The 20517-nt window shown below is 68.9% G+C and carries 18 protein-coding genes; 8 read left to right on the top strand and 10 right to left on the bottom strand.

The window, feature by feature from the left end; translation table 11 throughout:
- The first annotated feature begins 321 nt into the window (after window positions 1-321).
- Both OG370_RS16505 and OG370_RS16500 read left to right on the top strand, forming a co-directional pair.
- Window positions 322-1851 (top strand): MFS transporter, encoded by a 1530-nt coding sequence (locus OG370_RS16505; RefSeq protein ID WP_328464964.1) that lies wholly within the window; start codon window positions 322-324, stop codon window positions 1849-1851.
- 111 nt (window positions 1852-1962) lie between these two features.
- Window positions 1963-2787 carry an ABC transporter ATP-binding protein gene (locus OG370_RS16500; RefSeq protein ID WP_328464963.1) on the top strand — a complete coding sequence of 275 codons (825 nt, stop codon included), beginning with the start codon at window positions 1963-1965 and terminating at the stop codon, window positions 2785-2787.
- A gap of 96 nt (window positions 2788-2883) precedes the next feature.
- On the opposite strand, the gene OG370_RS16495 is transcribed toward OG370_RS16500, so the two are convergent.
- On the bottom strand, window positions 2884-3360 hold the full coding sequence (locus tag OG370_RS16495) for a MarR family winged helix-turn-helix transcriptional regulator (RefSeq protein ID WP_328464962.1): 477 nt from the start codon (window positions 3358-3360) through the stop codon (window positions 2884-2886).
- Between the two features lie 202 nt (window positions 3361-3562).
- On the opposite strand from OG370_RS16495, the gene OG370_RS16490 reads away from it, so the two are divergent.
- On the top strand, window positions 3563-4216 hold the full coding sequence (locus OG370_RS16490) for a TetR/AcrR family transcriptional regulator (protein ID WP_328464961.1): 654 nt from the start codon (window positions 3563-3565) through the stop codon (window positions 4214-4216).
- A 241-nt stretch (window positions 4217-4457) separates the two neighbouring features.
- Complete coding sequence (locus tag OG370_RS16485; protein WP_328464959.1) at window positions 4458-5966, top strand: MFS transporter; 1509 nt, start codon at window positions 4458-4460, stop codon at window positions 5964-5966.
- Between the two features lie 245 nt (window positions 5967-6211).
- Here the strand turns inward: OG370_RS16485 and OG370_RS16480 are convergent, their stop codons facing one another.
- A complete protein-coding gene (locus OG370_RS16480; protein ID WP_328464958.1) occupies window positions 6212-6997 on the bottom strand; it encodes a dioxygenase family protein in 786 nt (261 codons plus the stop codon).
- 110 nt (window positions 6998-7107) lie between these two features.
- Window positions 7108-7617, bottom strand: a complete 510-nt coding sequence (locus tag OG370_RS16475; protein ID WP_443060686.1) for a GNAT family N-acetyltransferase — start codon at window positions 7615-7617, stop codon at window positions 7108-7110.
- Between the two features lie 217 nt (window positions 7618-7834).
- Between OG370_RS16475 and OG370_RS16470 the strand changes: the two genes are divergently transcribed.
- Window positions 7835-8830, top strand: a complete 996-nt coding sequence (locus OG370_RS16470; protein WP_328464954.1) for a sigma-70 family RNA polymerase sigma factor — start codon at window positions 7835-7837, stop codon at window positions 8828-8830.
- 116 nt (window positions 8831-8946) lie between these two features.
- Complete coding sequence (locus OG370_RS16465; protein WP_328464952.1) at window positions 8947-9714, top strand: VIT1/CCC1 transporter family protein; 768 nt, start codon at window positions 8947-8949, stop codon at window positions 9712-9714.
- Window positions 9715-9831: 117 nt separating this feature from the next.
- On the opposite strand, the gene OG370_RS16460 is transcribed toward OG370_RS16465, so the two are convergent.
- A complete protein-coding gene (locus OG370_RS16460) occupies window positions 9832-10968 on the bottom strand; it encodes a PLP-dependent cysteine synthase family protein (RefSeq protein ID WP_328474169.1) in 1137 nt (378 codons plus the stop codon).
- Window positions 10969-11099: 131 nt separating this feature from the next.
- On the opposite strand from OG370_RS16460, the gene OG370_RS16455 reads away from it, so the two are divergent.
- The gene (locus OG370_RS16455; RefSeq protein ID WP_328464951.1) at window positions 11100-11348 is read left to right on the top strand and encodes a hypothetical protein; all 249 of its coding nucleotides are present in this window, start codon (window positions 11100-11102) and stop codon (window positions 11346-11348) included.
- Between the two features lie 58 nt (window positions 11349-11406).
- Here OG370_RS16455 and OG370_RS16450 read toward each other — a convergent pair whose 3' ends face one another.
- The 5 genes from OG370_RS16450 to OG370_RS16430 all read right to left on the bottom strand — a co-directional run bounded on the left by OG370_RS16450 (window position 11407) and on the right by OG370_RS16430 (window position 16975).
- Entirely contained in the window at window positions 11407-11754 is a 348-nt protein-coding gene (locus tag OG370_RS16450; protein WP_328464949.1) for a hypothetical protein, read from the bottom strand.
- Between the two features lie 844 nt (window positions 11755-12598).
- Window positions 12599-13453: an S-methyl-5'-thioadenosine phosphorylase gene (locus OG370_RS16445; RefSeq protein ID WP_328464947.1), complete on the bottom strand. Its 855-nt coding sequence runs from the start codon at window positions 13451-13453 to the stop codon at window positions 12599-12601.
- 104 nt (window positions 13454-13557) lie between these two features.
- A complete protein-coding gene (locus OG370_RS16440) occupies window positions 13558-13872 on the bottom strand; it encodes an FmdB family zinc ribbon protein (protein ID WP_328464945.1) in 315 nt (104 codons plus the stop codon).
- 66 nt (window positions 13873-13938) lie between these two features.
- A complete protein-coding gene (locus OG370_RS16435) occupies window positions 13939-15105 on the bottom strand; it encodes an MFS transporter (RefSeq protein WP_443060685.1) in 1167 nt (388 codons plus the stop codon).
- Between the two features lie 376 nt (window positions 15106-15481).
- Window positions 15482-16975 carry a potassium/proton antiporter gene (locus OG370_RS16430; protein WP_328474165.1) on the bottom strand — a complete coding sequence of 498 codons (1494 nt, stop codon included), beginning with the start codon at window positions 16973-16975 and terminating at the stop codon, window positions 15482-15484.
- A 179-nt stretch (window positions 16976-17154) separates the two neighbouring features.
- Here OG370_RS16430 and OG370_RS16425 point away from each other — a divergent pair, with 179 nt between their 5' ends.
- Complete coding sequence (locus OG370_RS16425; RefSeq protein WP_328464943.1) at window positions 17155-19896, top strand: penicillin acylase family protein; 2742 nt, start codon at window positions 17155-17157, stop codon at window positions 19894-19896.
- Here OG370_RS16425 and OG370_RS16420 read toward each other — a convergent pair.
- A complete protein-coding gene (locus tag OG370_RS16420; protein ID WP_328464941.1) occupies window positions 19886-20500 on the bottom strand; it encodes a 5-formyltetrahydrofolate cyclo-ligase in 615 nt (204 codons plus the stop codon). The two genes, OG370_RS16425 and OG370_RS16420, sit on opposite strands and share 11 nt — an antisense overlap.
- Window positions 20501-20517 lie beyond the last annotated feature (17 nt).

Here is a 20517-nt window from a genome sequence, read left to right as displayed (position 1 = left end):
CGCCCGATGGCGGTCGCGGGTGATCTCCGGTTCCCCGCACCGGCACCAGGCGGCGAATCCGGGGACGGAGGATCTGCCCCCACGCCCGGGACGGGGCCCGGGCGCGGGCGGCCCCCCGAATCCGCTCCGCCCCTCACCGCACCCGCGCCGCCGCCCACCTGACGCGAGCCGCGCGCAAGGGCCGGTCCCCGGACCACGAGTCGGAGGACCGGCCCTGCAGACCTGGGCGCGGTGGCGCTCCCACGTGGCAGCCCTTCCGACCTGCGCCTAGCGTGGGACCGACCTCGGGGGGTGCGCCACTCGCGCTAAGGAGACCACCTCATGGCCCGTGGCACCCAGGGAACCTCTGCGGGCTCGGACGTGGGCAGCGGCACGAAACGGCCTCGGCGTCCGAGCGTCGTCGACTCCTCGAACCACCGCTGGTGGGTGCTGGGCGTCGTCGCCCTGGCCCAGTTGATGGTCGTCCTGGACGCGACCATCGTGAACATCGCGCTGCCCTCCGCCCAGACCGCACTGGGCTTCAGCAACGGCAACCGGCAGTGGATCGTCACCGCCTACGCGCTCGCGTTCGGCTCCCTGCTGCTGCTGGGCGGCCGGCTCGCCGACCTGATCGGGCGCAAGAGGACGTTCCTGATCGGTCTGATCGGTTTCGCCGTCGCGTCGGCCATCGGCGGTGGCGCGCCGAGCTTCGAAGTGCTGGTCGCGGCCCGCGCCCTGCAGGGCATGTTCGGGGCGCTGCTCGCCCCCGCGGCTCTGTCGCTGCTGACGACGACGTTCACCGACCCCGGAGAGCGCGCGAAGGCGTTCGGCATCTACGGCGCCATCGCCGGTGCGGGCGGCGCGGTCGGCCTGCTCCTCGGCGGCCTGCTCACCGAGTACCTGAACTGGCGCTGGTGCCTGTACGTCAACCTGATCTTCGCCGTCATCGCCTTCATCGGCGGCATGCGCCTGCTGCGCGCGGGGACCCAGCCCGACCGACCCACCCTCGACCTGCCCGGCGCGATCCTGGTCTCCGGCGGTCTGTTCTGCATCGTCTACGGCTTCTCGAACGCCGAACGCCACCCGTGGAGCGCCCCGAGCACCTGGGGTTTCCTGCTCGTCGGGGTCGTGCTCCTCGTCGCCTTCGTGTGGTGGCAGGGGCGGGCACGCCAACCGCTGCTGCCGCTGCGCGTGGTGGGCGACCGCGACCGGGGTGCGTCGTTCCTCGCGATGTTCATCTCGGGCGCGGGCATGTTCGGCGTGTTCCTGTTCCTGACCTACTACCTGCAACGGACGCTGCTGTACTCGCCGGTGAAGACCGGCCTGGCGTTCCTGCCGATGGTCGCCGTCATCATGATCGTGTCAGTGACCACGACGAACCTCCTCGTGCCGCGCTACGGCGCGAAGCCGATCGTCCCGACCGGCATGCTGCTGTCCGCCGGCGCGATGGCGTGGCTGACGGCGCTCGACCGCAACAGCACCTACGCGGCCCATGTGCTGCCCCCGCTGCTCGTCCTGGGTGTGGGCCTGGGCATGATCTTCGCCACCGGTATGAACCTCGCCACGGCGGGCGTCAAACCCCGCGACGCGGGCGTGGCCTCGGCGATGGTGAACACCTCGCAGCAGGTCGGCGGCTCCATCGGCACATCACTGTTCAACACCCTGGCCACCAGCGCCGCGACCCGATACGCGGCGGGCAAGCCGCCGTCCGCCGCGGTCGCCGCCCAGGCGCAGTTGCACAGCTACTCGGTCGCGTACTGGTGGGCCTCCGGGTTCTTCGCCGTCGGTTTCGTGGTCACCTTGCTGCTGTACCGGCGTGGTGTGCCTGCGAGCCTGTCGGACCCGACCGCCCAGGGCGGCGCCGCGATGTGAACCGGGCGGCTGGGCCGGCGGCCGCCTGCCGATGCACGTGCCGCGACGCGGCGGTATCCACATCGCGGAATGCCCGTGCGGGCAGTTGGTGCCTACAGCTAGCGTTTCGCCATGGCAGCGAACGGCAAGGACACGACCGGTCCCACGCAGCCGGTGGTCGCGGCTCTCGACGCGGTCAGCGTTCGCCGGTACACCACCGGCCAGGTCATCCTCGACGACATCGACTGGACCGTGCGCTCCGGTGAGCACTGGGCACTGCTGGGCGCCAACGGTGCCGGCAAGACGACCATGCTCCGGTTGATCGGCGCCCTCATGCACCCGACGACCGGTTCGGTCGAGGTGCTCGGCCACCGTCTGGGCCGCGTCGACATGCGAGAGCTGCGCGCCCACATAGGTCTGGTGTCCTCCGCGCAGAAGGTCCCGCGGGACGCGACGGCGCACACCATCGTGCTGACCGGCCACACCGGCACCGTGCAGCCGCTGTGGCGCAAGTACGACGACGAGGTGCGGGAGCGTGCACAGGCCTTGCTGGCCGAGTTGGAGATCAAGGAACTCGCCGACCGCGCCTTCGGCGTGTGCTCCGGCGGTCAGCGGGCGCGCATCCTGGTGGCGCGGGCGCTGATGGCCGACCCGTCGCTGCTGCTGCTCGACGAACCGTTCAACGCGCTCGACCTGCCCTCCCGCGAGGACCTCATCGACGCCATGCACCGGCTCGCGACCATCCGCACCGCCCTGGCCACGATCACCGTCACGCACCACCTGGAGGAGCTGTCACCGGCCATCGGGCACGTGCTGCTCCTCAAGGAGGGCCGGGTGCTCACCGCGGGTCCCGCCGGGGACGTCCTCACCGCGGAGCGGATGAGCGAGTGCTTCGGCCGGCCGATCGAGGTCAGCCGGCACGAAGGCCGGTGGCTGGCCCGCTCAGGGCGTCGCTGACGGCCTGCTGGACCCGAGAGGCTCCCGGAGGTCGAATTCGGGACGAAAGCGCCGCAGACGGCCGCTCGGCGGCTTGTGGCGGGGTCGGCTGCGCGCTCAGCGGAGCCAGGGCAGGTCCGCGCCCTGCGGGTGGTGCAGGCCGTCGGCGATGATCCGGGAGATCTCCCCGAGCTGCTCGGTCTGCTCCGGGCTGAGCCGTTCGAAGATCGCCGTGCGAACCGCGGTGACGTGCCCGGACGCGGTGCGCACCAGCTCTTCGTATCCGGCGTCGGTCAGCACCGCGAGCTGCCCGCGGCGGTCGGAGGGGCAGTTCTCGCGGCGCAGCCAGCCGTTGCCCTCCAGGCGCGCGACGGCGTGCGAGAGCCGGGAGCGGGTGATTTTGGTCCGCTCGGCGAGATCGGTCATCCTCATCCGGCGCTGGGGCGTCTCGGAGAGCGCGCTGAGCAGTGCGTAGTACATGTGCGGCATGCCCGCGTCCCGTTGGAGCTGGCGGTCGAGATGGTCCTCCAGCAGGGTCGTGGCCTGCAGGAAGGCCCGCCAGGTCGCCTGCTCGTCTTCGGTCAGCCACTTCATGGGCCCATCGTAGGGCCCCTCATTGAAGCTTCAATAAAAACGGATCATCGGATGTGACGCGCATCACTTATACGCGGGAAATATCCGGGGATCGACTCCCCGTTTAACCCTGCGTACGGAAACGGGGAGACCCTCCGCTTCGCCACCGGCCCTCCCGGGCCCACCAGACACCGGCACCCAGACCGCCGAAAGGAGCTTGGTCGTGACGCTCGACATCGGCACCGCCGCCAAGCCGCGCACCGCGAGGCTGCGTGCGGACGCCACCCGCAACCGCGAGCGGATCGTCGAAGCCGCCCGCGAGGCGATCGTGGAGTTCGGCCCCGACGTTCCCCTGGACGAAGTGGCGCGTCGCGCCGGCGTCGGCAACGCCACGCTGTACCGCCACTTCACGGACCGCACCGAACTGGTCCGCCAGGTCGCCCTGTCGGTGATGGCCCGTACCGCGCAGCGCGCCGAGGACGCACTCGCCGAGGAGCCCGACGCCCTCTCGGCACTCCAGCGGTTCGCCTTCGAGGCCGCTGAAGAACGCATCGGCGCCCTGTGTCCCATGCTGTCAACCGCGTTCGACCGCGCCGAGCCCGCGGTGGACCACGAAGCACGCCGCATGGAACGCGCGATCACCGCGATCATGGACCTGGCCCAGTGCTCCGGCCAGATACGCGGCGACATCGCGGTCGGCGACCTCATGGTCGCGCTGACACAGCTCACCCGGCCGCTGCCGGGCACCGGCTGCATCGGCTTCGACCGCTTCATGCGACGGCACCTGCAACTCTTCCTCGACGGACTGCGCGCCCCCGCGCGGTCGACGCTCGAGGGGACCGCCGCGACCCTGGAGGATCTGCAAGGCTGCCATTAACCGTTCGCTCGTCACCCCGGGCGGGTATTAGCGTGGGCGACTTCGCCGCGCCGTCGATCACTCCACGGATCGCGACCCGCACGCAACGGCCGACCAGTACGGCGGCTGACCGGCGCCACAGAAGACCGCTCGTCTCCCCCGTGCGCCGGAACCGGGTTGAGGACGCCCATCCCACCCGGACCACTTGCTGACACACGTCCCCACGTCCTGTCACTCCGCAACTCGTTTTGTGAGACCACACATGCCTGAACAGCTCCAACCTGATCCGAAGCGCTGGACAGCGCTCATATTCATCGCGCTCGCCCAGCTGATGGTCGTGCTCGACGCGACCGTCGTGAACATCGCACTGCCATCCGCCCAGAAGGCGCTGGGCATCTCCGACGGCAACCGCCAGTGGGTCATCACCGCCTACACCCTGGCCTTCGGCGGCCTGCTCCTGTTCGGTGGCCGCATCGCCGACCTGTGGGGACGCAAGAACGCGTTCGTCGTCGGCCTGCTCGGTTTCGCGGCCGCCTCCGCCATCGGCGGCGCGGCGGTCAACCCGGCGATGCTCTACGGCGCCCGCGCCCTGCAGGGTGCCTTCGGCGCGCTGCTCGCGCCCGCCGCCCTGTCGCTGCTCGCGGTCATGTTCACCGACGCCAGGGAACGCGCGAAGGCGTTCGGCGTCTACGGCGCCATCGCCGGCGCCGGCGCGGCCGTCGGCCTCATCCTCGGCGGCGTCCTCACCCAGTACCTGAACTGGCGCTGGGTGCTCTTCGTCAACATCGCGTTCGCCGTGGTCGCCGTCATCGGTGCCGTCACGTACATCCACGAGCCCGCCAAGGGCCGCAACCGCAACCGCCTCGACACCCCGGGTGTGGTCCTCGCAAGCGCCGGCCTGATCGCCCTGGTCTACGGCTTCAGCCGCGCCGAGGCCGACGGCTGGACCTCCAGCATGACGATCGGCCTGTTCGTCGCCTCCGTGGTGCTGCTGGGCTCGTTCGCCTACGTCGAGGCGCGCGTCCGCAGCCCCCTGCTGCCGCTGCGCGTCGTCACCGACCGAAACCGCGGCGGTATCTACCTCTCGCTGGGTCTCGCCGTCATCGGCATGTTCGGCCTGTTCCTGTTCCTGACCTACTACCTCCAGCAGGTCAAGGACTACTCGGCGCTCAAGTCCGGCTTCGCCTTCCTGCCGATGGTCGGCGGCATGATCGTGGGCTCCACCCAGATCGGTGCGCGACTGATGCTGCGGGTCCGCCCGCGGCTGCTGATGGCGCCCGGCTTCCTGGTCGCCGCGATCGGCATGGCCATCCTCGCCCAGATCAAGGTCGACTCCAGCTACGCCGAGGTGCTGCTGCCCGGCCTGGTCCTCATGGGCCTGGGCATGGGTACGGCGTTCATGCCGGCCATGAGCCTGGCGACATACGGGGTGCGGCCGGAGGACGCCGGTGTCGCGTCCGCCATGGTCAACACCTCGCAGCAGGTCGGCGGCTCCATCGGCACCGCGCTGCTGAACACCCTGGCGGCCAGCGCGACCACCTCCTGGGCCGCCAGCCACATGCACAGTGCGGCTGACAAGACGAACCCGCTGCTGATCAACGAGGGCGCGGTCCACGGCTACTCCGTCGCCATCTACGTGGCGATGGGCATCCTGCTCGCGGCCTCGGCCATCGCGTTCACCTTCCTGAACGCCGGTGTCCAGAACACGGGCACCCGTGCCGACGGCGACGACTCCCTCGAGGACATCGCCATCCCGGTCGTCGCACACTGACGATCGACCGCCGCGCCCCAGGCGCCGACGCGTAAACGGCAGGTCCCCGTCGCCCCGGGTTTTCCCGGATGCGACGGGGACCTGCCGTTCGTGTCCGCCGTGTCCGCCTCGGTGCCGGCCTTGCTCGACGAGGCACCGAAGCCGGAGCCGTTCGACCCGCAAGCCCGGCACCGAGGCCGCCCCGGCCGGTACGGCCAGGCCCTTCGCGATACGTCGAATCCGCAGGGGTATGCGCGTCTTGCTGTTCAGCCGAACTGGACGGAACGCTTGGCCAGCCCCATCCAGAAGCCGTCGATGATGCTGCGCTGACCGCCGATCTCGGACTCGGCGGCGCCGAGCGTGACGAACAACGGCGCGAAATGCTCGGTACGCGGATGCGCCAGCCGCCCCGAAGGGGAGGCGTGCTCGAAGTCCAGCAGCCCGTCGATGTCCTGGGCTCCCAGAGCCCGATGCCCCCAGTCGTCGAACTCGGTCGACCAACTCGGCGGCCCGTCGCCCGCATGCCGCAGTGCCGCCAGGTTGTGCGTGAAGAAGCCGCTGCCGACGATCAGCACGCCCTCATCACGCAGTGGCGCGAGCCTGCGCCCGATCTCCATCAGCTGCTGCGGCTCCAGTGTCGGCATCGACACCTGGAGCACCGGGATGTCGGCAGCCGGGAACATCTCCACCAGCGGCACGTACGCCCCATGGTCCAGGCCGCGCTCAGGGACGTCCTGCACCGGCCGCCCGGCGCCGCGCAGCAACTTGCGCACATCCTCGGCGAGTGCCGGGGCGCCAGGGGCGTCGTACGTCACCTGGTAGTAGTGCTCGGGGAAACCCCAGAAGTCGTACACCAGGGGCACGCGGCCGGTGGCGCCGATCGCCAGAGGCGCCTCCTCCCAGTGCGCCGAGACGATCAGGATCGCCTTCGGACGGGGCAGAGCAGCCGCCCAGGCGGCGAGTTCCCCCGGCCACACGGGGTCGTCCGCCAGCGGCGGCGCGCCGTGCGAGAGATAGAGCGCGGGCATGCGCTCCGGTGCCGCCGTGGTCATCGCGCCTCCTTGAAGTTTCAACCGTATGCCTTGACGGTATCCCATGAGATTGAAACTTCAAAGAGTCGTCTCGGGTGGTCCGCGCCCTGGAGGCCTGGTAGGGCGCGATGTCAGGCGAGCCGCTTCTCGAACCACGCCACGTCGTGGTACTCACCGAACTTGCGGCCCACCTCCTCGTACAGCCCGACCTGCCGGAACCCGAACCGCTCATGGATGCGCACCGACGCGTCATTCGGGAGAGTGACGCCCGCGTACGCCCGGTGGACGTCCTCGGCTGCCAGTGCTTCGAAAAGCCGCTCGTAAAGCAGAGTCCCGATGCCGCGCCCGCCGACATCGGACGCCAGGTAGACGCTGGTCTCCACCGACGTCGCGTACGCGGCCTTCGGACGGAACGCGCTACTGGTCGCATAACCGAGAACCCGCCCGTCCGAACCGGGTATCCGAGCAACCATCAGCCGATGAGGGCCGTCTTCCGGATGGGAGAGCAGCCACGGACGGCGTTCGCCGGGCGTGAGGGGAGTGACGTCGAACGTGACAGCCGTCTCGCGGACGTAGTGGTTGTAGATGTCCGTCAGGGCTGCCAGATCGGCCTCGCCGCCGGGGTCGACCTGCACGTTCATACGATCTGCCACCATGTGGCCTCTCTGTGTGGCGGAACAGGGTACTGCATGATCATAAAAAACAGGTGACGACTTGGGAATTGTGTCCGTATTCCAGTCGTTATCCAGAACGGATGGGGCAGCCGCAGAACTAAGGAAGCCGCACACGGCGGAAGCCGACGAAGCGACCGTACCGATCCGACAAACAGACCGACCGCACCTTCGAAAGGGAGCACGCATGGCAACCCGTGCCGTCGCCCGTCGTCACGCAGGCGGGACCAGCAGCGTTCGCGCCGCAGGCGGGGAAGTCGCCGACCGCGACCTCGTCGGCATGTACCTGGACGAGATCGCGCGCACACCGCTGCTCGACGCCGCCAGGGAGGTTGAGCTCTCCCGCGACATCGAAGCAGGCGTCTATGCGGAGCGCATACTCACCGCCGACGCCGAACTGCCCGCGTCCGCGGGCAGCGACGCCAAGCGCGAGGAACTCGAAGCGCTCGTCGCCGCAGGCGAACGCGCCAAGGACATCTTCATCCGCTCCAACCTGCGCCTGGTCGTCGCCGTCGCCCGACGCTACCCGCGCAGCGGTCTGCCGCTGCTCGACCTGATCCAGGAGGGGAACGCCGGCTTGGTCCGCGCCGTCGAGAAGTTCGACTACGCCAAGGGCTTCAAGTTCTCCACCTACGCGACCTGGTGGATTCGCCAGGCCATCACACGCTCCATCGCCGACCAGTCCCGCACCATCCGGCTGCCCGTCCACCTCGTCGAGGAACTCGGCAGGATTCGCCGTGTCCAGCGCGAATTCAACCGTGAGAACGGCCGAGACGCCGAACCCTCCGAGATCGCCACCGAACTCGGCTCCACCCCCGAGCGCGTCTCCGACGTCCTGGATTGGGCCCGCGACCCGGTCTCGCTCAACATGTCGGTCGACGCCGAAGGCGAGACGGAATTCGGTGACCTCGTCGAAGACGGCGCCGCACCCTCCCCGGAGGACTCGGTCCTCGTCATGTTGCGCCGCGAGGAACTCGACGGCCTCATCGACCGCCTCGACGACCGCACCGCGTCCATCATCCGGGCCCGCTACGGCATCGTGGACGGCCGCGAACGCACCCTCACCGAGGTCGGTAAGGAACACGGCCTCACTCGCGAACGCATCCGCCAGATCGAAAAGCACGCCCTCGCCGACCTCAAGCGCATGGCCCGCGCCACCGGCCTGGACTACGAAGCGGCATAACCCACCGCCACGCAACCCGTGGCCCCAAGACCCGAGCCCCGGTGCATCCCCCCCCGCGCCGGGGTTCGGCCTGTCCTGCCACCGCCTGCAGGGCGCGGAATGAGACGCTGCCTGGCATGAGCGACGACCGCGCCGGCAACAGCGACAGACCCGACGCACGTGACCTGGCGGACCACCCCGGGGAACGCCCCGACGAGCCGCACCACAACGGCCTCGGCACCCGCCTGAACTGGCTGCGTGCCGCCGTCCTCGGCGCCAACGACGGCGTGGTCTCCACCGCCGGCATCGTCGTCGGCGTCGCCGGAGCCACCGACTCCCGCTCCGCGCTCCTCACCGCCGGACTAGCCGGACTGCTCGCCGGCTCCCTGTCGATGGCCGCCGGCGAGTACGTCTCCGTCAGCACTCAGCGCGACTCCGAGCAGGCCGCCCTCGCCGTCGAACGCGAAGAACTCGCCGCCACCCCCCAAGCCGAACTCGCCGAACTCACCGGCCTGCTCGAAGAACAAGGCATCACCCACGAACTCGCCCATGAGGTCGCCAAGCAACTCACCGCCCGCGACGCCCTGGGCGCCCACGCCCGTGTCGAGCTCGGCATCGACCCGAACGAACTCGCCAACCCCTGGCACGCCGCCTGGGCGAGCTTCGTCTCCTTCACGGCCGGCGCCTTGCTGCCGCTGCTCGCCATCGTGCTGCCACCCCACGGCTGGCGCCTGGCTGTCACCGTCGTGTCCGTGCTCGTCGCGCTCGTCACATGCGGTCGGGTCAGTGCCCTTCTCGGCAACGCCCCGGTACGCCCAGCCGTCGTCCGTAACGTCGCAGGCGGCGTCATCGCGATGGCCGTCACCTACGCCGTCGGCACGCTCCTTGGCGCCACCGGGGTCTGAGGCAGATCCGGCCCACACTCAGGAACCGGCGAACGCTGCCTCCGGATCACCAGATGACGAAGGAGACCAGTACAGCACGCAGAAGAGGGCGGTGCGGCCCATCCGGAGCTGCCCCGCTTACGGCCCCTCCAGTCGCCCGGTGGCCAGGAACCGCTCCAGACACTCCAGATACGGCGCGATGTCCAGTCCCTGCTCCAGCAGCCACGCGTCCGCGTAGTACTTCTCCACGTACCGCTCGCCCGGATCGCACAGCAGCCCGACGACGCTGCCACGCTCGCCGCGCTCACGCATCTCGGAGATGATCCGGAACGCCGCCCACAGGCCGGTTCCCGTCGATGCCCCCGCCCGCCGTCCCAGCAGCTTTGCCAGGACGCGGACGGCGGCGACCGAGGCCGCGTCCGGTACTCGCATCATCCGGTCGATCGCACCCGGCACGAAACTCGGCTCCACCCGCTGCCGGCCGATCCCTTCGATCCGCGAACCCGTCGCGGTCGTCGCGCTCGGGTCGTTGTCCCGCCAGCCCGGGAAGAACGCCGAGTTCTCCGGATCGGCCACGCAGATACCCGTCGTCGCCTGCGCGTAGCGCACGTATCGGGCCAGAGTCGCCGAGGTGCCCCCCGTCCCGGCCGTCGCCACGATCCAGGTCGGGATCGGATGGCGTTCCGCGGCCATCTGCCTGAAGATCGACTCCGCGATGTTGTTGTTGCCCCGCCAGTCCGTCGCCCGCTCCGCGTACGTGAACTGGTCCATATAGTGGCCGCCGGTCTCCTTGGCCAACCGGGCAGCCGCCTCGTACACCTCGCTCGGATTGTCGACCAGATGACATCGGCCGCCCTGGAACTCGATCAACTCCACCTTCGCCCGTACCGTTCCGCGGGCCATCACAGCCACAAAGGGGACACCGATCAGACGGGCGAAGTACGCCTCCGAGACCGCCGTCGACCCGCTCGAAGCCTCGATCACCGGGCGCCCCGGCCTGATCCATCCGTTGCACAGGGCGTAGAGGAACAGTGAGCGGGCCAGCCGGTGCTTGAGCGAGCCCGTCGGATGGGTCGACTCGTCCTTCAGATAGAGGTCGACGCCCCAGTCCGCCGGGAGCGGAACTGACAGCAAATGGGTATCGGCGGACCTGTTGGCGTCGGCATGGACCTTCGCCACAGCAGTGCTCAACCAGCGACGGTACGCGTGGTCGCTTCGGTCGAGGTCCAGTACCTGCACGAGTCCGCTTGCGGGCGGTGGCGCTGGGGACGGCATCGGCTTCGGGGTGTCCATGAGGCCAGGTATATCCGGCCGGGTGCCTCAAACGGACACTTGGGGTATCTCCGTACACCTTCTTGGGTGGGGACGGCTCCCACGAGCCCTGTGCGGCGCCGTACCCTGGTGCCATGACCACAGGTGACGAGACCGGACGCGAGCCCGCGACATCGGGCCCGGGACCCTCCGTCCGCCCCACCACGGGCGGCCGGCCTTCGGTCGGGGTGCCGTCCTCCGCGGCTGCCGGGTTGGTCTTCGACGACCCGCTCGACCGGCCTGCGGCCGATGACACCGACCGGGTCTGGGGCGATTCCCCTTCGGGAGGGGCGGACGACGACTTCACGCGGTTCCTCAACGAGAAGCCACCGCACCACATCTGAAGCAGGTCCCGGCCGCCGACCCTGTCACCGTTCCCACGGACCGCGTTCGCCGCACCGATCAACTGTCGGCACCAGCGCTGCGAGCGGCGGTCACGTCCCTGACGTCCCTCAGCGGCACGGTCTCGTCGCCCTTGCCGTTCACCATGCACGGCCTTGTGCGACAGGACGAGTGCCCAGCGGGGTCCGTCATACCGAATGCACCGACGAGCGGACCGATGAACTCGCCCGCCGCCGAGTTCGCGATATTGCTGAACACGGCACCGGTGAGCGCCACGACGATGAGACCGATCATATTGCCGCGTGTGAGGAGTTCCTTGGACCTGGCCGGCAGGTTCGGATTGCCCTTGCCGCACAGTGTTGTGCGTCTCCTCGGCTCCCGCTGCGGCGGATTGATGTGTGCCGTCATGAGGGGTGCTGGGGCCCGTGGCAGTCCGATTGCTTTTCGTGAGCGGGTGGTTCAGCACAGCGTCACCCCCAGGGGCGACGTCGCGGCGGCTCCGGACAGTGCCGCGGCCGTGCGACGCGGCACGGCCAGCACGATCAGCGCGCCGCCACTCGTACCGGCGTTCTCAGGCGCTACGGGACTCGCCTGCCGAAGCTGAGCGGGACTTGGCGGTACCGACACCACGGCGACACTCGAAGCCACCACCCGGGCACCGGCGAGCACATCCACATGCGTACCCGGGCGCAGCAGAGCTACCGTTTCCGGATCGGCGATCCTTACTGGTGCCTTCACCAGCCGCGTCTCGGGATTCGTACGCGACGCGGGGGTGGTCGGGGAGGTCCGCGCGGTCGCGCGGGGTGCCGCCCGTTCGCGCCGTGGCGCAGCGCCGTGTGCCGAGGCGACCGCAACGACCGCTGCCACCAAGGCCAACCCGGTGGCAAGGTGCCGCCGTCTACGTCGAATGGCCGCACCGAGCCTTCCTCCGCCTCGTCCGCCTGCGCGGATGGGCGGGAAGACCGGCACCGCGATGCGAGGCGGTGTGTACGACTCGGGCGTGCTTGATGCCGATCCGGGGTGCGGCCCGGCGGGAACGCAGGATGCGGAAGACATGGGGGGATTGGGGAAATTCATGCTCGAACACCGCCCGACGTGGAGGAAAGGCCGACCGCAATCAGTCGGCGTATCCACGGTGACGCATTTCCCGCAACATCGTTCGAGTACCTGTGGACAACCGGTACCCTGTGGATAACCGGTCGCCTAGCAGGGGGAAAATTATTCTGCTCGTTGACTTATCGGGTCGGTGTCGCTAAGGAAGTTTGATGCCGGGTTCCTGGCCGCCCAGCGGGTTGACACACAGGCAGTTCCGTTCGCTGTCGGCGGGCAGCGCTCCGACCACATCGAAGAGGACGTCGCGCATCCTCCCGACATTGGCGGCGAACACCTCGAGCACCTCCTCGTGCGAGACGCCGTCACCGGTGTCCGCGCCCGCATCCAAGTCGGTAACCAGCGTCAACGACGTGTAGCAGAGCCCGAGTTCCCGGGCGAGGACGGCTTCGGGGTGCCCGGTCATCCCCACGACCGACCATCCCTGCGCGGCGTGCCATAGGGATTCCGCGCGAGTGGAGAACCGAGGCCCTTCCACGACGACCAACGTCCCCCCGTCCACGGCGTCCCAGCCGCCGGCCCGCGCAGTGCTGATCGCGGCGCTCCGGCCGACAGGGCAGTAGGGGTCGGCGAAGGTCACATGAACCACATTGGGTGCCTGCCCGTCGGCTCGGGTCTCGCCGTCGAAGTAGGTCTGGACGCGGCCTTTCGTCCGATCGACCAGCTGGTCGGGGATGAGGAGGGTGCCCGGACCGAACTGCGCGTGCAAGCCGCCGACCGCGCACGGTCCGAGGACCTGGCGCGCGCCGACCGACGCGAGCGCCCACAGATTGGCGCGGTAGTTGATCCTGTGCGGGGGCAGATGATGCTTGCGGCCGTGTCGCGGCAGGAATGCCACCCGGCGTCCGGCGACCTCGCCGATGAACAGGGAGTCGCTGGGAGCGCCGTAAGGAGTATCGACAGTGACTTCTGTCACATCGTCAAGAAACGAGTAGAACCCCGATCCCCCGATGACGCCGATTTCGGCCTGTGCCTGCGCGCCGCTGCTCTCCACCATGTGGATCAGCCTAATCGGCGGCCGGAGACACGACGAACCCCTGCTGTAGGGACAGCAGGGGTTCGTAAGGTCTTGGAGTGTCGGGCCGGGGGCGAACGTGCGGGTCAGGCGGCCGACGTGCTGCTCGACGACGAGGAGGTGCCTGACGTCGTCGTGCTGCTCGAACTCGACGATTTGCTGCTTTCGGTGGACTTGGTGTCCGAACCGCCGCTCTTGGGCGCCGGGGTGCTACTCGACGACGAGCCGCGGCTGTCGGTCCGATAGAAACCGGAGCCCTTGAAGACCACGCCCACCGCCGAGAAGACCTTGCGCAGCCGTCCGGCGCAGTTGGGGCACTCAGTCAGCGCGTCATCGCTGAACTTCTGCACCGCCTCTAGGGCCTCGCCGCACTCGGTGCACTGGTACTGGTACGTCGGCACTTGCTCCTCCTGGCACTCTCACTTGTTGAGTGCTAACGACGCTCAATAGTGCAGTATTTCCCGCCGTCAGTCCACTGAGACCGGCGGACGGTGACCGATCCCACCTGCCACGCCCGCTCCCGAGGGAGCGGGCACCAGTCGGCCGCGGAGCCCGACGAGCACCACCAGTGCCAGCGATGTGCCCACCAGCGGCACCATGAAACCGGCCGACGAGCCTCGCGCGTCGGTGAGCAGACCTGCCACCGTCACCGCTATCGCCTGCCCGAACGCGACGGCCCCGGTCAGCCACGTGAACGCCTCGGTTCGGGCCGTTCGCGGCACCAGGGCGTCGACAAGCGAGTACCCGGTCACGATCGTGGGGGCGATGAACAGACCTGCGATCAGCGGAAGCACACTCAACAGGGCGAGGGAGTGAGCGGCCCACAGGGGCGCGCAGGCCACCGTGAGGCCCATATAGGCGGCGAGCAGCCGGGTGCGGGGCGCATGGCGCCAGGAGACGGCGCCGTAGACCGCACCGGCCACCATGTTGCCGGCCGCGAACGTGCCGTAGAGCACGCCGTTGAGCCCCGGCCTGCCGACTTCCTGCGTAAACGCGGCGAGCGACACCTGCATGCCGCCGAACACTGCCCCGACGCCCAGAAACGCGACGGCCAAGGCACGCACCCCCGGCAGCGACAAGGCGGAGGCGTGCGCCCTTCCCTCGCTTGCCGACGCTTGGTGCGGATGCGGCTCGGATCGTCGTTGGGCCGCGAAGAGCATGCCGCCGACGAGGGTCAGCGCGGCTTCTGCGACCAGCCCCGCCGCCGGGTGGACCGCTGTGCACAGAGCCGTCGCGATGACGGGACCCACCACGAAGGTGAGCTCGTCGGTCACCGACTCGAAGGCGGCGGCGGTCTGCATGAGGGGCGACAGCGGATCGTCCAGCGCGACAGCCCAGCGCGACCGCACCATGGGCCCGACCTGAGGGACGGTGGCGCCCGCCGGCACGGCCGTCGAGAGGAGCGCCCACGCCGGTGCCCCGGACACGGCCAGCACCACCACTGCCGTGACGGACAGCGCGTGCAGGACAACTCCCGGGAGCAGGACCGCGCGCTGCCCGTAGCGGTCGGCGAGCCGGCCGCCCTGCGGCGCGCACAGCGCACTCGCCGCCCCCGTGATGGCCGCCGCTGCACCCGCCATCCCGTAGGAACCGGTCGCGTGCCTCACCAGCAGCACCATGCTGATGGTGAGCATCGCGAACGGTTGCCGCGCGGCGAGGCCGGGCAGGACGAACGCCCAGGCGCCGGGGGTGCGCAGGAGGCTGCGATACCCCGGGCTGCGAGCTTCTCCGTCCGGCTGCGCGCCCGAGGCGGTGGAACCTGGCGCCTGTGGCGCCGGTCGGGGAGGCGAGGAGGGCAGGGGGGAAGGCGAAGAGGTGGGCACCTTGGATGCCACGGTCCGGACTTTCTGCCGCCTGGTGACGCGTACACGTGCCTTTGGCCGCGCTCGCGCCGAGGACCGTCCGCTCAGCGCGGATCACCGCGCCGGTCCTGCGTCAGGCAGGGGTCGTACTCGACTAATACCGGCTCATCATACGTAAACCTCACCTCGTGTCCGCCACCCGAAGCCATCAGCCGCCGCTCAGCCAGCCCGCCAGCTTGCCGCCGCGCCCGACGGCACGAAGCCTGTCCTCCGTGGCGTCACGTACCGGATCGGTGGTCACGACGAGTAGCTCGTCCCCCCTGCGCAGCATCGTCGCCGGCAGCGGCACGAAGCTCTTGCCGTCGCGCACCACGAGCGTCACAGCAGCGCCCTGCGGCAGTCGCAGCTCGCCGACCTCGACGCCGTGCATCTTGGAGCCGCCCGGGATCGCGACGGAAAGCAGGTGCCCTTGCAGCCGTTCCAGGGGCGCGGACTCGATGCCCAGGTCGGCGGTCCCGGCGCCGTCGACGTCGCCCAGGTGCAAGTGCCGTGCCATCCAGGGCAGCGTCGGTCCCTGCACCAAGGTGTAGATGATCACAAGGACGAAGACGATGTTGAAGATCCGTTTGCTGTCCGTGACATCGGCGACCATGGGGATGGTCGCCAGGACGATGGGCACCGCCCCCCTCAGGCCAGCCCACGACATCAGCGCCTGGTCGCGCCATGGGACGCGGAACGGCACCAGGCTGACGACGACCGACGCGGGGCGGGCGACCAGCGTCAGGAAGAGCCCGATGACGATGGCGGGCACTATGTCGTCGCCCAGCTCGTGCGGAGTCACCAGGAGCCCGAGTAGCACGAACAAACCGATCTGTGCGATCCACCCCAGCCCTTCTGCGAAGCCGCGGGTCGCGGGGCGGTGCGGCAGCTTGGCGTTGCCCAGGATGAGCGAGGCAAGGTAGACGGCCAGGAAGCCGGAGCCGTGCGCCATGGCGCCGGCCGCGTAGGCGGCCACCGCGATGGCCATGACGGCGATCGGGTACAGGCCGGACGCGGGCAGAGCGACGTGCTTGAGGGCGTACGCGCCGAACCAGCCCACCGTGAGGCCGATGGCGGCGCCGATCACCAGTTCCAGCGCAATCTCGCCGAGCAGTTGGTACCAGTGGTCGATGGGTCCGGCCGCGGAGAACGCCACCACGAGGATCACCACCGGGGCGTCGTTGAACCCCGACTCGGCCTCCAGGACGCCGGTCACCCGGTTGGGGAGCGAGATGTTCCGCAGCACCGAGAACACGGCGGCGGCGTCCGTCGACGACACCACCGCGCCGATGATCAGCGCCTGACGCCAGCCGAGGCCGACCAGGTAGTGTGCTGCGCCGGCGGTGATGAACACGCTCGCCAGCAGGCCGACGGTGGCCAGGACGGCGGCCGCCGGAACCACGGGTTTGATCTCGTGCCACTTCGTGCCGAGGCCGCCCTCGGCGAGGATCACCACCAGCGCCGCGTAGCCCAGCACTTGGGTGAGCTGAACATCGTCAAAGGTGAAGCCGAACAGGCCGTCCTGTCCGATAATCACGCCGATGCCGAGGTAGATGAGGAGCGTCGGAAGCCCGCTGCGTGAGGCGAGCCGCACGGCGACCACAGCGACCAGGAGGACCGAGGCGCCGATCAGCAGGATCTCGTTCAGGTGGTGGACAGTCAGGGGCCCGATCCTTTCAACTTCATTGCCTTACCTAACAATTTACCCTCCCTTGACGTTCCTCGGTCCACTGCATGGTCACCTGGACGCCGCGTCTCCCGGCCACAAGCCGTACGCCTATGGTTGCCCTTGCACAATCAGCACTTGATCATCCGGTCCACCCTGCCCCTCGAAGGACAGCGATGCCCGCACGGAAGAAGTCCCGCCGCCTACGCCTCATCGTGATTGCGGTCGTGCTCCTGCTCGTGGCGGGCCTCGGCTACGGGTCGTACTGGAGCGTCAGCACGGTGCGCGCCTCCTTCCCGCAGACGTCGGGCTCCTTGAAGCTCAAGGGCCTGTCCGCGCCGGTCGACGTCGACCGGGATGCCAACGGCATCCCGCAGATCTACGCCGACACCCCCGACGACCTCTTCCGCGCCCAGGGCTACGTCCAGGCGCAGGACCGCTTCTACGAGATGGACGTGCGCCGTCACCTCACCTCCGGGCGGCTGTCGGAGATGTTCGGCAAGAGCGAGGTCGAGACCGACGCCTTCCTGCGCACTCTGAACTGGCACGGCATCGCGCAGACGGAGTACGACACCGAGCTCGACTCCTCCACGAAGGAGTACCTGCGCGCGTACACCGACGGCGTCAACGCGTACCTGAAGGACCACAGCGGTGCCTCGCTGTCGGTGGAGTACGCCGCGTTGTCCTTGAGCAACAACTACAAGCCGGAGCCCTGGACGCCCGTCGACTCGGTCGCATGGCTGAAGGCCATGGCGTGGGACCTGCGCGACAACATGCAGGACGAGATCGACCGCACCTTGATGACGAGTCGACTCAGCCAGGCGCAGATCAAGCAGCTCTATCCCGACTACCCCTACAGTCGCAATCAGCCGATCGTCGAGGCGGGTACGGTCGACCCGACCACCAAGGTGTACAAGCCTGCGGGTTCGGCCGACTCGCAGAGCAACGCCGGCTCGAGCGACCCGCAGGGTCTCAGCAGCACCGTTGACACCCAGCTTGCCGGGATTTCTCAGATCATCGACCAGATGCCCACGCTGCTCGGTCCGACCGGCAGCGGCATCGGATCGAACTCCTGGGTGGTGTCCGGTCAGTACACGACAACGGGCAAGCCGCTGCTCGCCAACGATCCGCACCTCGCGCCGCAGTTGCCCTCCGTCTGGTACCAGATGGGTCTGCACTGCCGCACGGTGAGCAAGTCGTGTCCCTACGACGTCACGGGATTCACCTTCTCCGGCATGCCCGGTGTGATCATCGGCCACAACCAGGATATTGCCTGGGGTATGACCAACCTGGGTGCCGATGTGACCGACCTCTACCTGGAGAAGGTCACCGCGAAGACGTACCTGCGCGACGGCAAGCAGGTGCCGTTCACGACCAGGCGCGAGACGATCAAGGTCGCCGGCGGCAAGCCCCGTACGATCACCGTCCGCGAGACGAACAACGGACCGGTGATCTCCGACCGTAGCGACGAACTGCGCACCGTCGGAGAGACCGCGCCCGTCACCGATCCGCCAGGGGGCGTCAACGGCGGTTACGCGGTCGCTCTGAACTGGACCGCGCTGCAGCCATCGAAGACCATGGACGCCGTCTTCGAGCTCGACAGGGCGACGGACTTCACCCAGTTCCGCGCGGCGGCTGCGGACTTCGCCGTGCCGTCGCAGAACCTCATCTACGCCGACACCAAGGGCAACATCGGCTACCAGGCGCCAGGCAAGGTCCCGATCCGCGCCACGGGCGACGACGGCACCTATCCCGTACCCGGCTGGGACTCGCACTACGACTGGAAGAAGTACATCCCCTTCAAGTCGATGCCGTACGAGTACAACCCGCCGAGCGGCTACATCGTCACCGCGAACCAGGCCGTCATCGACCAGAGCAAGTACCCGTACCTGCTGACGAACGACTGGGACTACGGCACCCGCAGTCAGCGCATCAACGACCTCATCGCGTCCAAGATCAAGGACGGCGGCAAGATCTCCATGGACGACATGCAGTCCATGCAGAACGACGACAGCAGCGAGATCGCCAAACTGCTCGTGCCGTACCTGTTGAAGATCAACATCAAGAATGACAAGGGCAGTTATGTGCGCGACGCACAAAAGCTGCTCGAAGGATGGGACTACAACCAGGATTCGGACTCGGCGGCGGCCGCCTATTTCAACGCGGTGTGGCGGAACGTCCTGAAGCTGGCGTTCGGCAACAAGCTGCCCAAGGAGCTACGTCCCAAGGGCCAGTGTCTGAGGGTGCCGCCCGTGGGGGAGACCGGTCCGGTCGACGACCTCGACGGCAAGCCCAAGACGATCGAGGAGTGCGGCGAGCGGGACGCCGACGAGGCGCAGCCCGACGGCGGCGACCGCTGGTTCGAGGTGGTCCGCAACATCCTCCAGCAGCCCGACAGCCAGTGGTGGACGATGTCCACGACCGCGTTCTTCGGCGTCGACCAGAACGCGGCCCACCACAGTGACCGCGACCAGCTGCTCGAGCAGGCCATGAAGGACGCTCGCTACGAACTGACCGCAAAGCTCGGCAAGGACATAGACACCTGGAGCTGGGGCCGGCTCCACAAGCTGGACCTGAAGAACCAGACGCTGGGCACCGACGGCCCCGGTGTCCTGAAGTGGATGCTCAACCGCGGCCCCTGGCAGCTCAGCGGTGGCGAGGCGGCCGTCGACGCCACCGGCTGGAACGCGGCCGGCGGGTACGACGTCGAGTGGGTGCCCTCCATGCGGATGATCGTCAACCTCCAGGACTTCGACAAGTCCCGCTGGATCAACCTCACTGGCGCCTCAGGACACGCCTACAACGCTCACTACACCGACCAGACGAGCCTGTGGGCCGCGGGGAAGCTCCTGCCCTGGTACTTCTCCGACAAGCGCGTCGACAAGGCGACAAAGGCGAAGATGGCGCTCACCCCGTAGCTGTGCCGCCGGGGTGACGGAAGGGGCGCACACCCTCGGGAGTGACGGCGGCGTCGACGAGGTGGTCGTGCGGTTCACGCGGAACCGTGTCGACCACCTCGTGCGCGTACAGGAGCACCGCGAGCGCGGGATGCGTCCCGGCCGCGGACAGGCGCTCCAGCACCCGGTCGTAGGAGCCGCCGCCGCGGCCCAGGCGCACACCGTGGCGGTCGACGGCGAGCCCGGGCAGCAGCACCGCGCTCGCATCGGTGACCGCCTGTGGTCCCAGGCGCTCGCCGGTGGGCTCCAGGAGGCCGCGGGAGGTACGTTCAAGGCTGCCAGGGCCGTCGTAGCCGGCCCAGTCGAGGTCGTTGTCGGCCTGAAGCACCGGAAGCAGTACGCGCGTGCCGTCGGCGTGCAGGGCGTCGATCAGATCATGCGTTCCAGGCTCAGTGCCCATGGACGCGTAGGCGGCCACCGTCCCGGCCCTTGCCAGCGGCGCCCAGTCACGTACCCTCTGCACCAGCGCCGCGCTCGCCGCCTGGCGTTCATCCGCGGTCAACGCGCGCCTGGCCTCCAGGAGCTGTACCCGCAACTCGGCCTTGCGCGTTCGAACCCCGCTCATACCATGCCCAAGCATTG

The sequence above is a fragment of the Streptomyces sp. NBC_00448 genome (genome assembly GCF_036014115.1).
GTDB lineage: Bacteria > Actinomycetota > Actinomycetes > Streptomycetales > Streptomycetaceae > Actinacidiphila.
This window is presented reverse-complemented; position numbering and strand designations above follow the sequence as displayed.

Excerpts from the sequence above, each read along its gene's own strand:
- OG370_RS16505 (WP_328464964.1), top strand. The coding sequence starts at position 322 with ATGGCCCGTGGCACCCAGGGAACCTCTGCGGGCTCGGACGTGGGCAGC.
- OG370_RS16500 (WP_328464963.1), top strand. The coding sequence starts at position 1,963 with ATGGCAGCGAACGGCAAGGACACGACCGGTCCCACGCAGCCGGTGGTC.
- OG370_RS16495 (WP_328464962.1), bottom strand. The coding sequence starts at position 3,360 with ATGAAGTGGCTGACCGAAGACGAGCAGGCGACCTGGCGGGCCTTCCTG.
- OG370_RS16485 (WP_328464959.1), top strand. The coding sequence starts at position 4,458 with ATGCCTGAACAGCTCCAACCTGATCCGAAGCGCTGGACAGCGCTCATA.
- OG370_RS16480 (WP_328464958.1), bottom strand. The coding sequence starts at position 6,997 with ATGACCACGGCGGCACCGGAGCGCATGCCCGCGCTCTATCTCTCGCAC.
- OG370_RS16475 (WP_443060686.1), bottom strand. The coding sequence starts at position 7,617 with ATGAACGTGCAGGTCGACCCCGGCGGCGAGGCCGATCTGGCAGCCCTG.
- OG370_RS16470 (WP_328464954.1), top strand. The coding sequence starts at position 7,835 with ATGGCAACCCGTGCCGTCGCCCGTCGTCACGCAGGCGGGACCAGCAGC.
- OG370_RS16465 (WP_328464952.1), top strand. The coding sequence starts at position 8,947 with ATGAGCGACGACCGCGCCGGCAACAGCGACAGACCCGACGCACGTGAC.
- OG370_RS16460 (WP_328474169.1), bottom strand. The coding sequence starts at position 10,968 with ATGCCGTCCCCAGCGCCACCGCCCGCAAGCGGACTCGTGCAGGTACTG.
- OG370_RS16455 (WP_328464951.1), top strand. The coding sequence starts at position 11,100 with ATGACCACAGGTGACGAGACCGGACGCGAGCCCGCGACATCGGGCCCG.
- OG370_RS16450 (WP_328464949.1), bottom strand. The coding sequence starts at position 11,754 with ATGACGGCACACATCAATCCGCCGCAGCGGGAGCCGAGGAGACGCACA.
- OG370_RS16445 (WP_328464947.1), bottom strand. The coding sequence starts at position 13,453 with ATGGTGGAGAGCAGCGGCGCGCAGGCACAGGCCGAAATCGGCGTCATC.
- OG370_RS16435 (WP_443060685.1), bottom strand. The coding sequence starts at position 15,105 with ATGCTCACCATCAGCATGGTGCTGCTGGTGAGGCACGCGACCGGTTCC.
- OG370_RS16425 (WP_328464943.1), top strand. The coding sequence starts at position 17,155 with ATGCCCGCACGGAAGAAGTCCCGCCGCCTACGCCTCATCGTGATTGCG.
- OG370_RS16420 (WP_328464941.1), bottom strand. The coding sequence starts at position 20,500 with ATGAGCGGGGTTCGAACGCGCAAGGCCGAGTTGCGGGTACAGCTCCTG.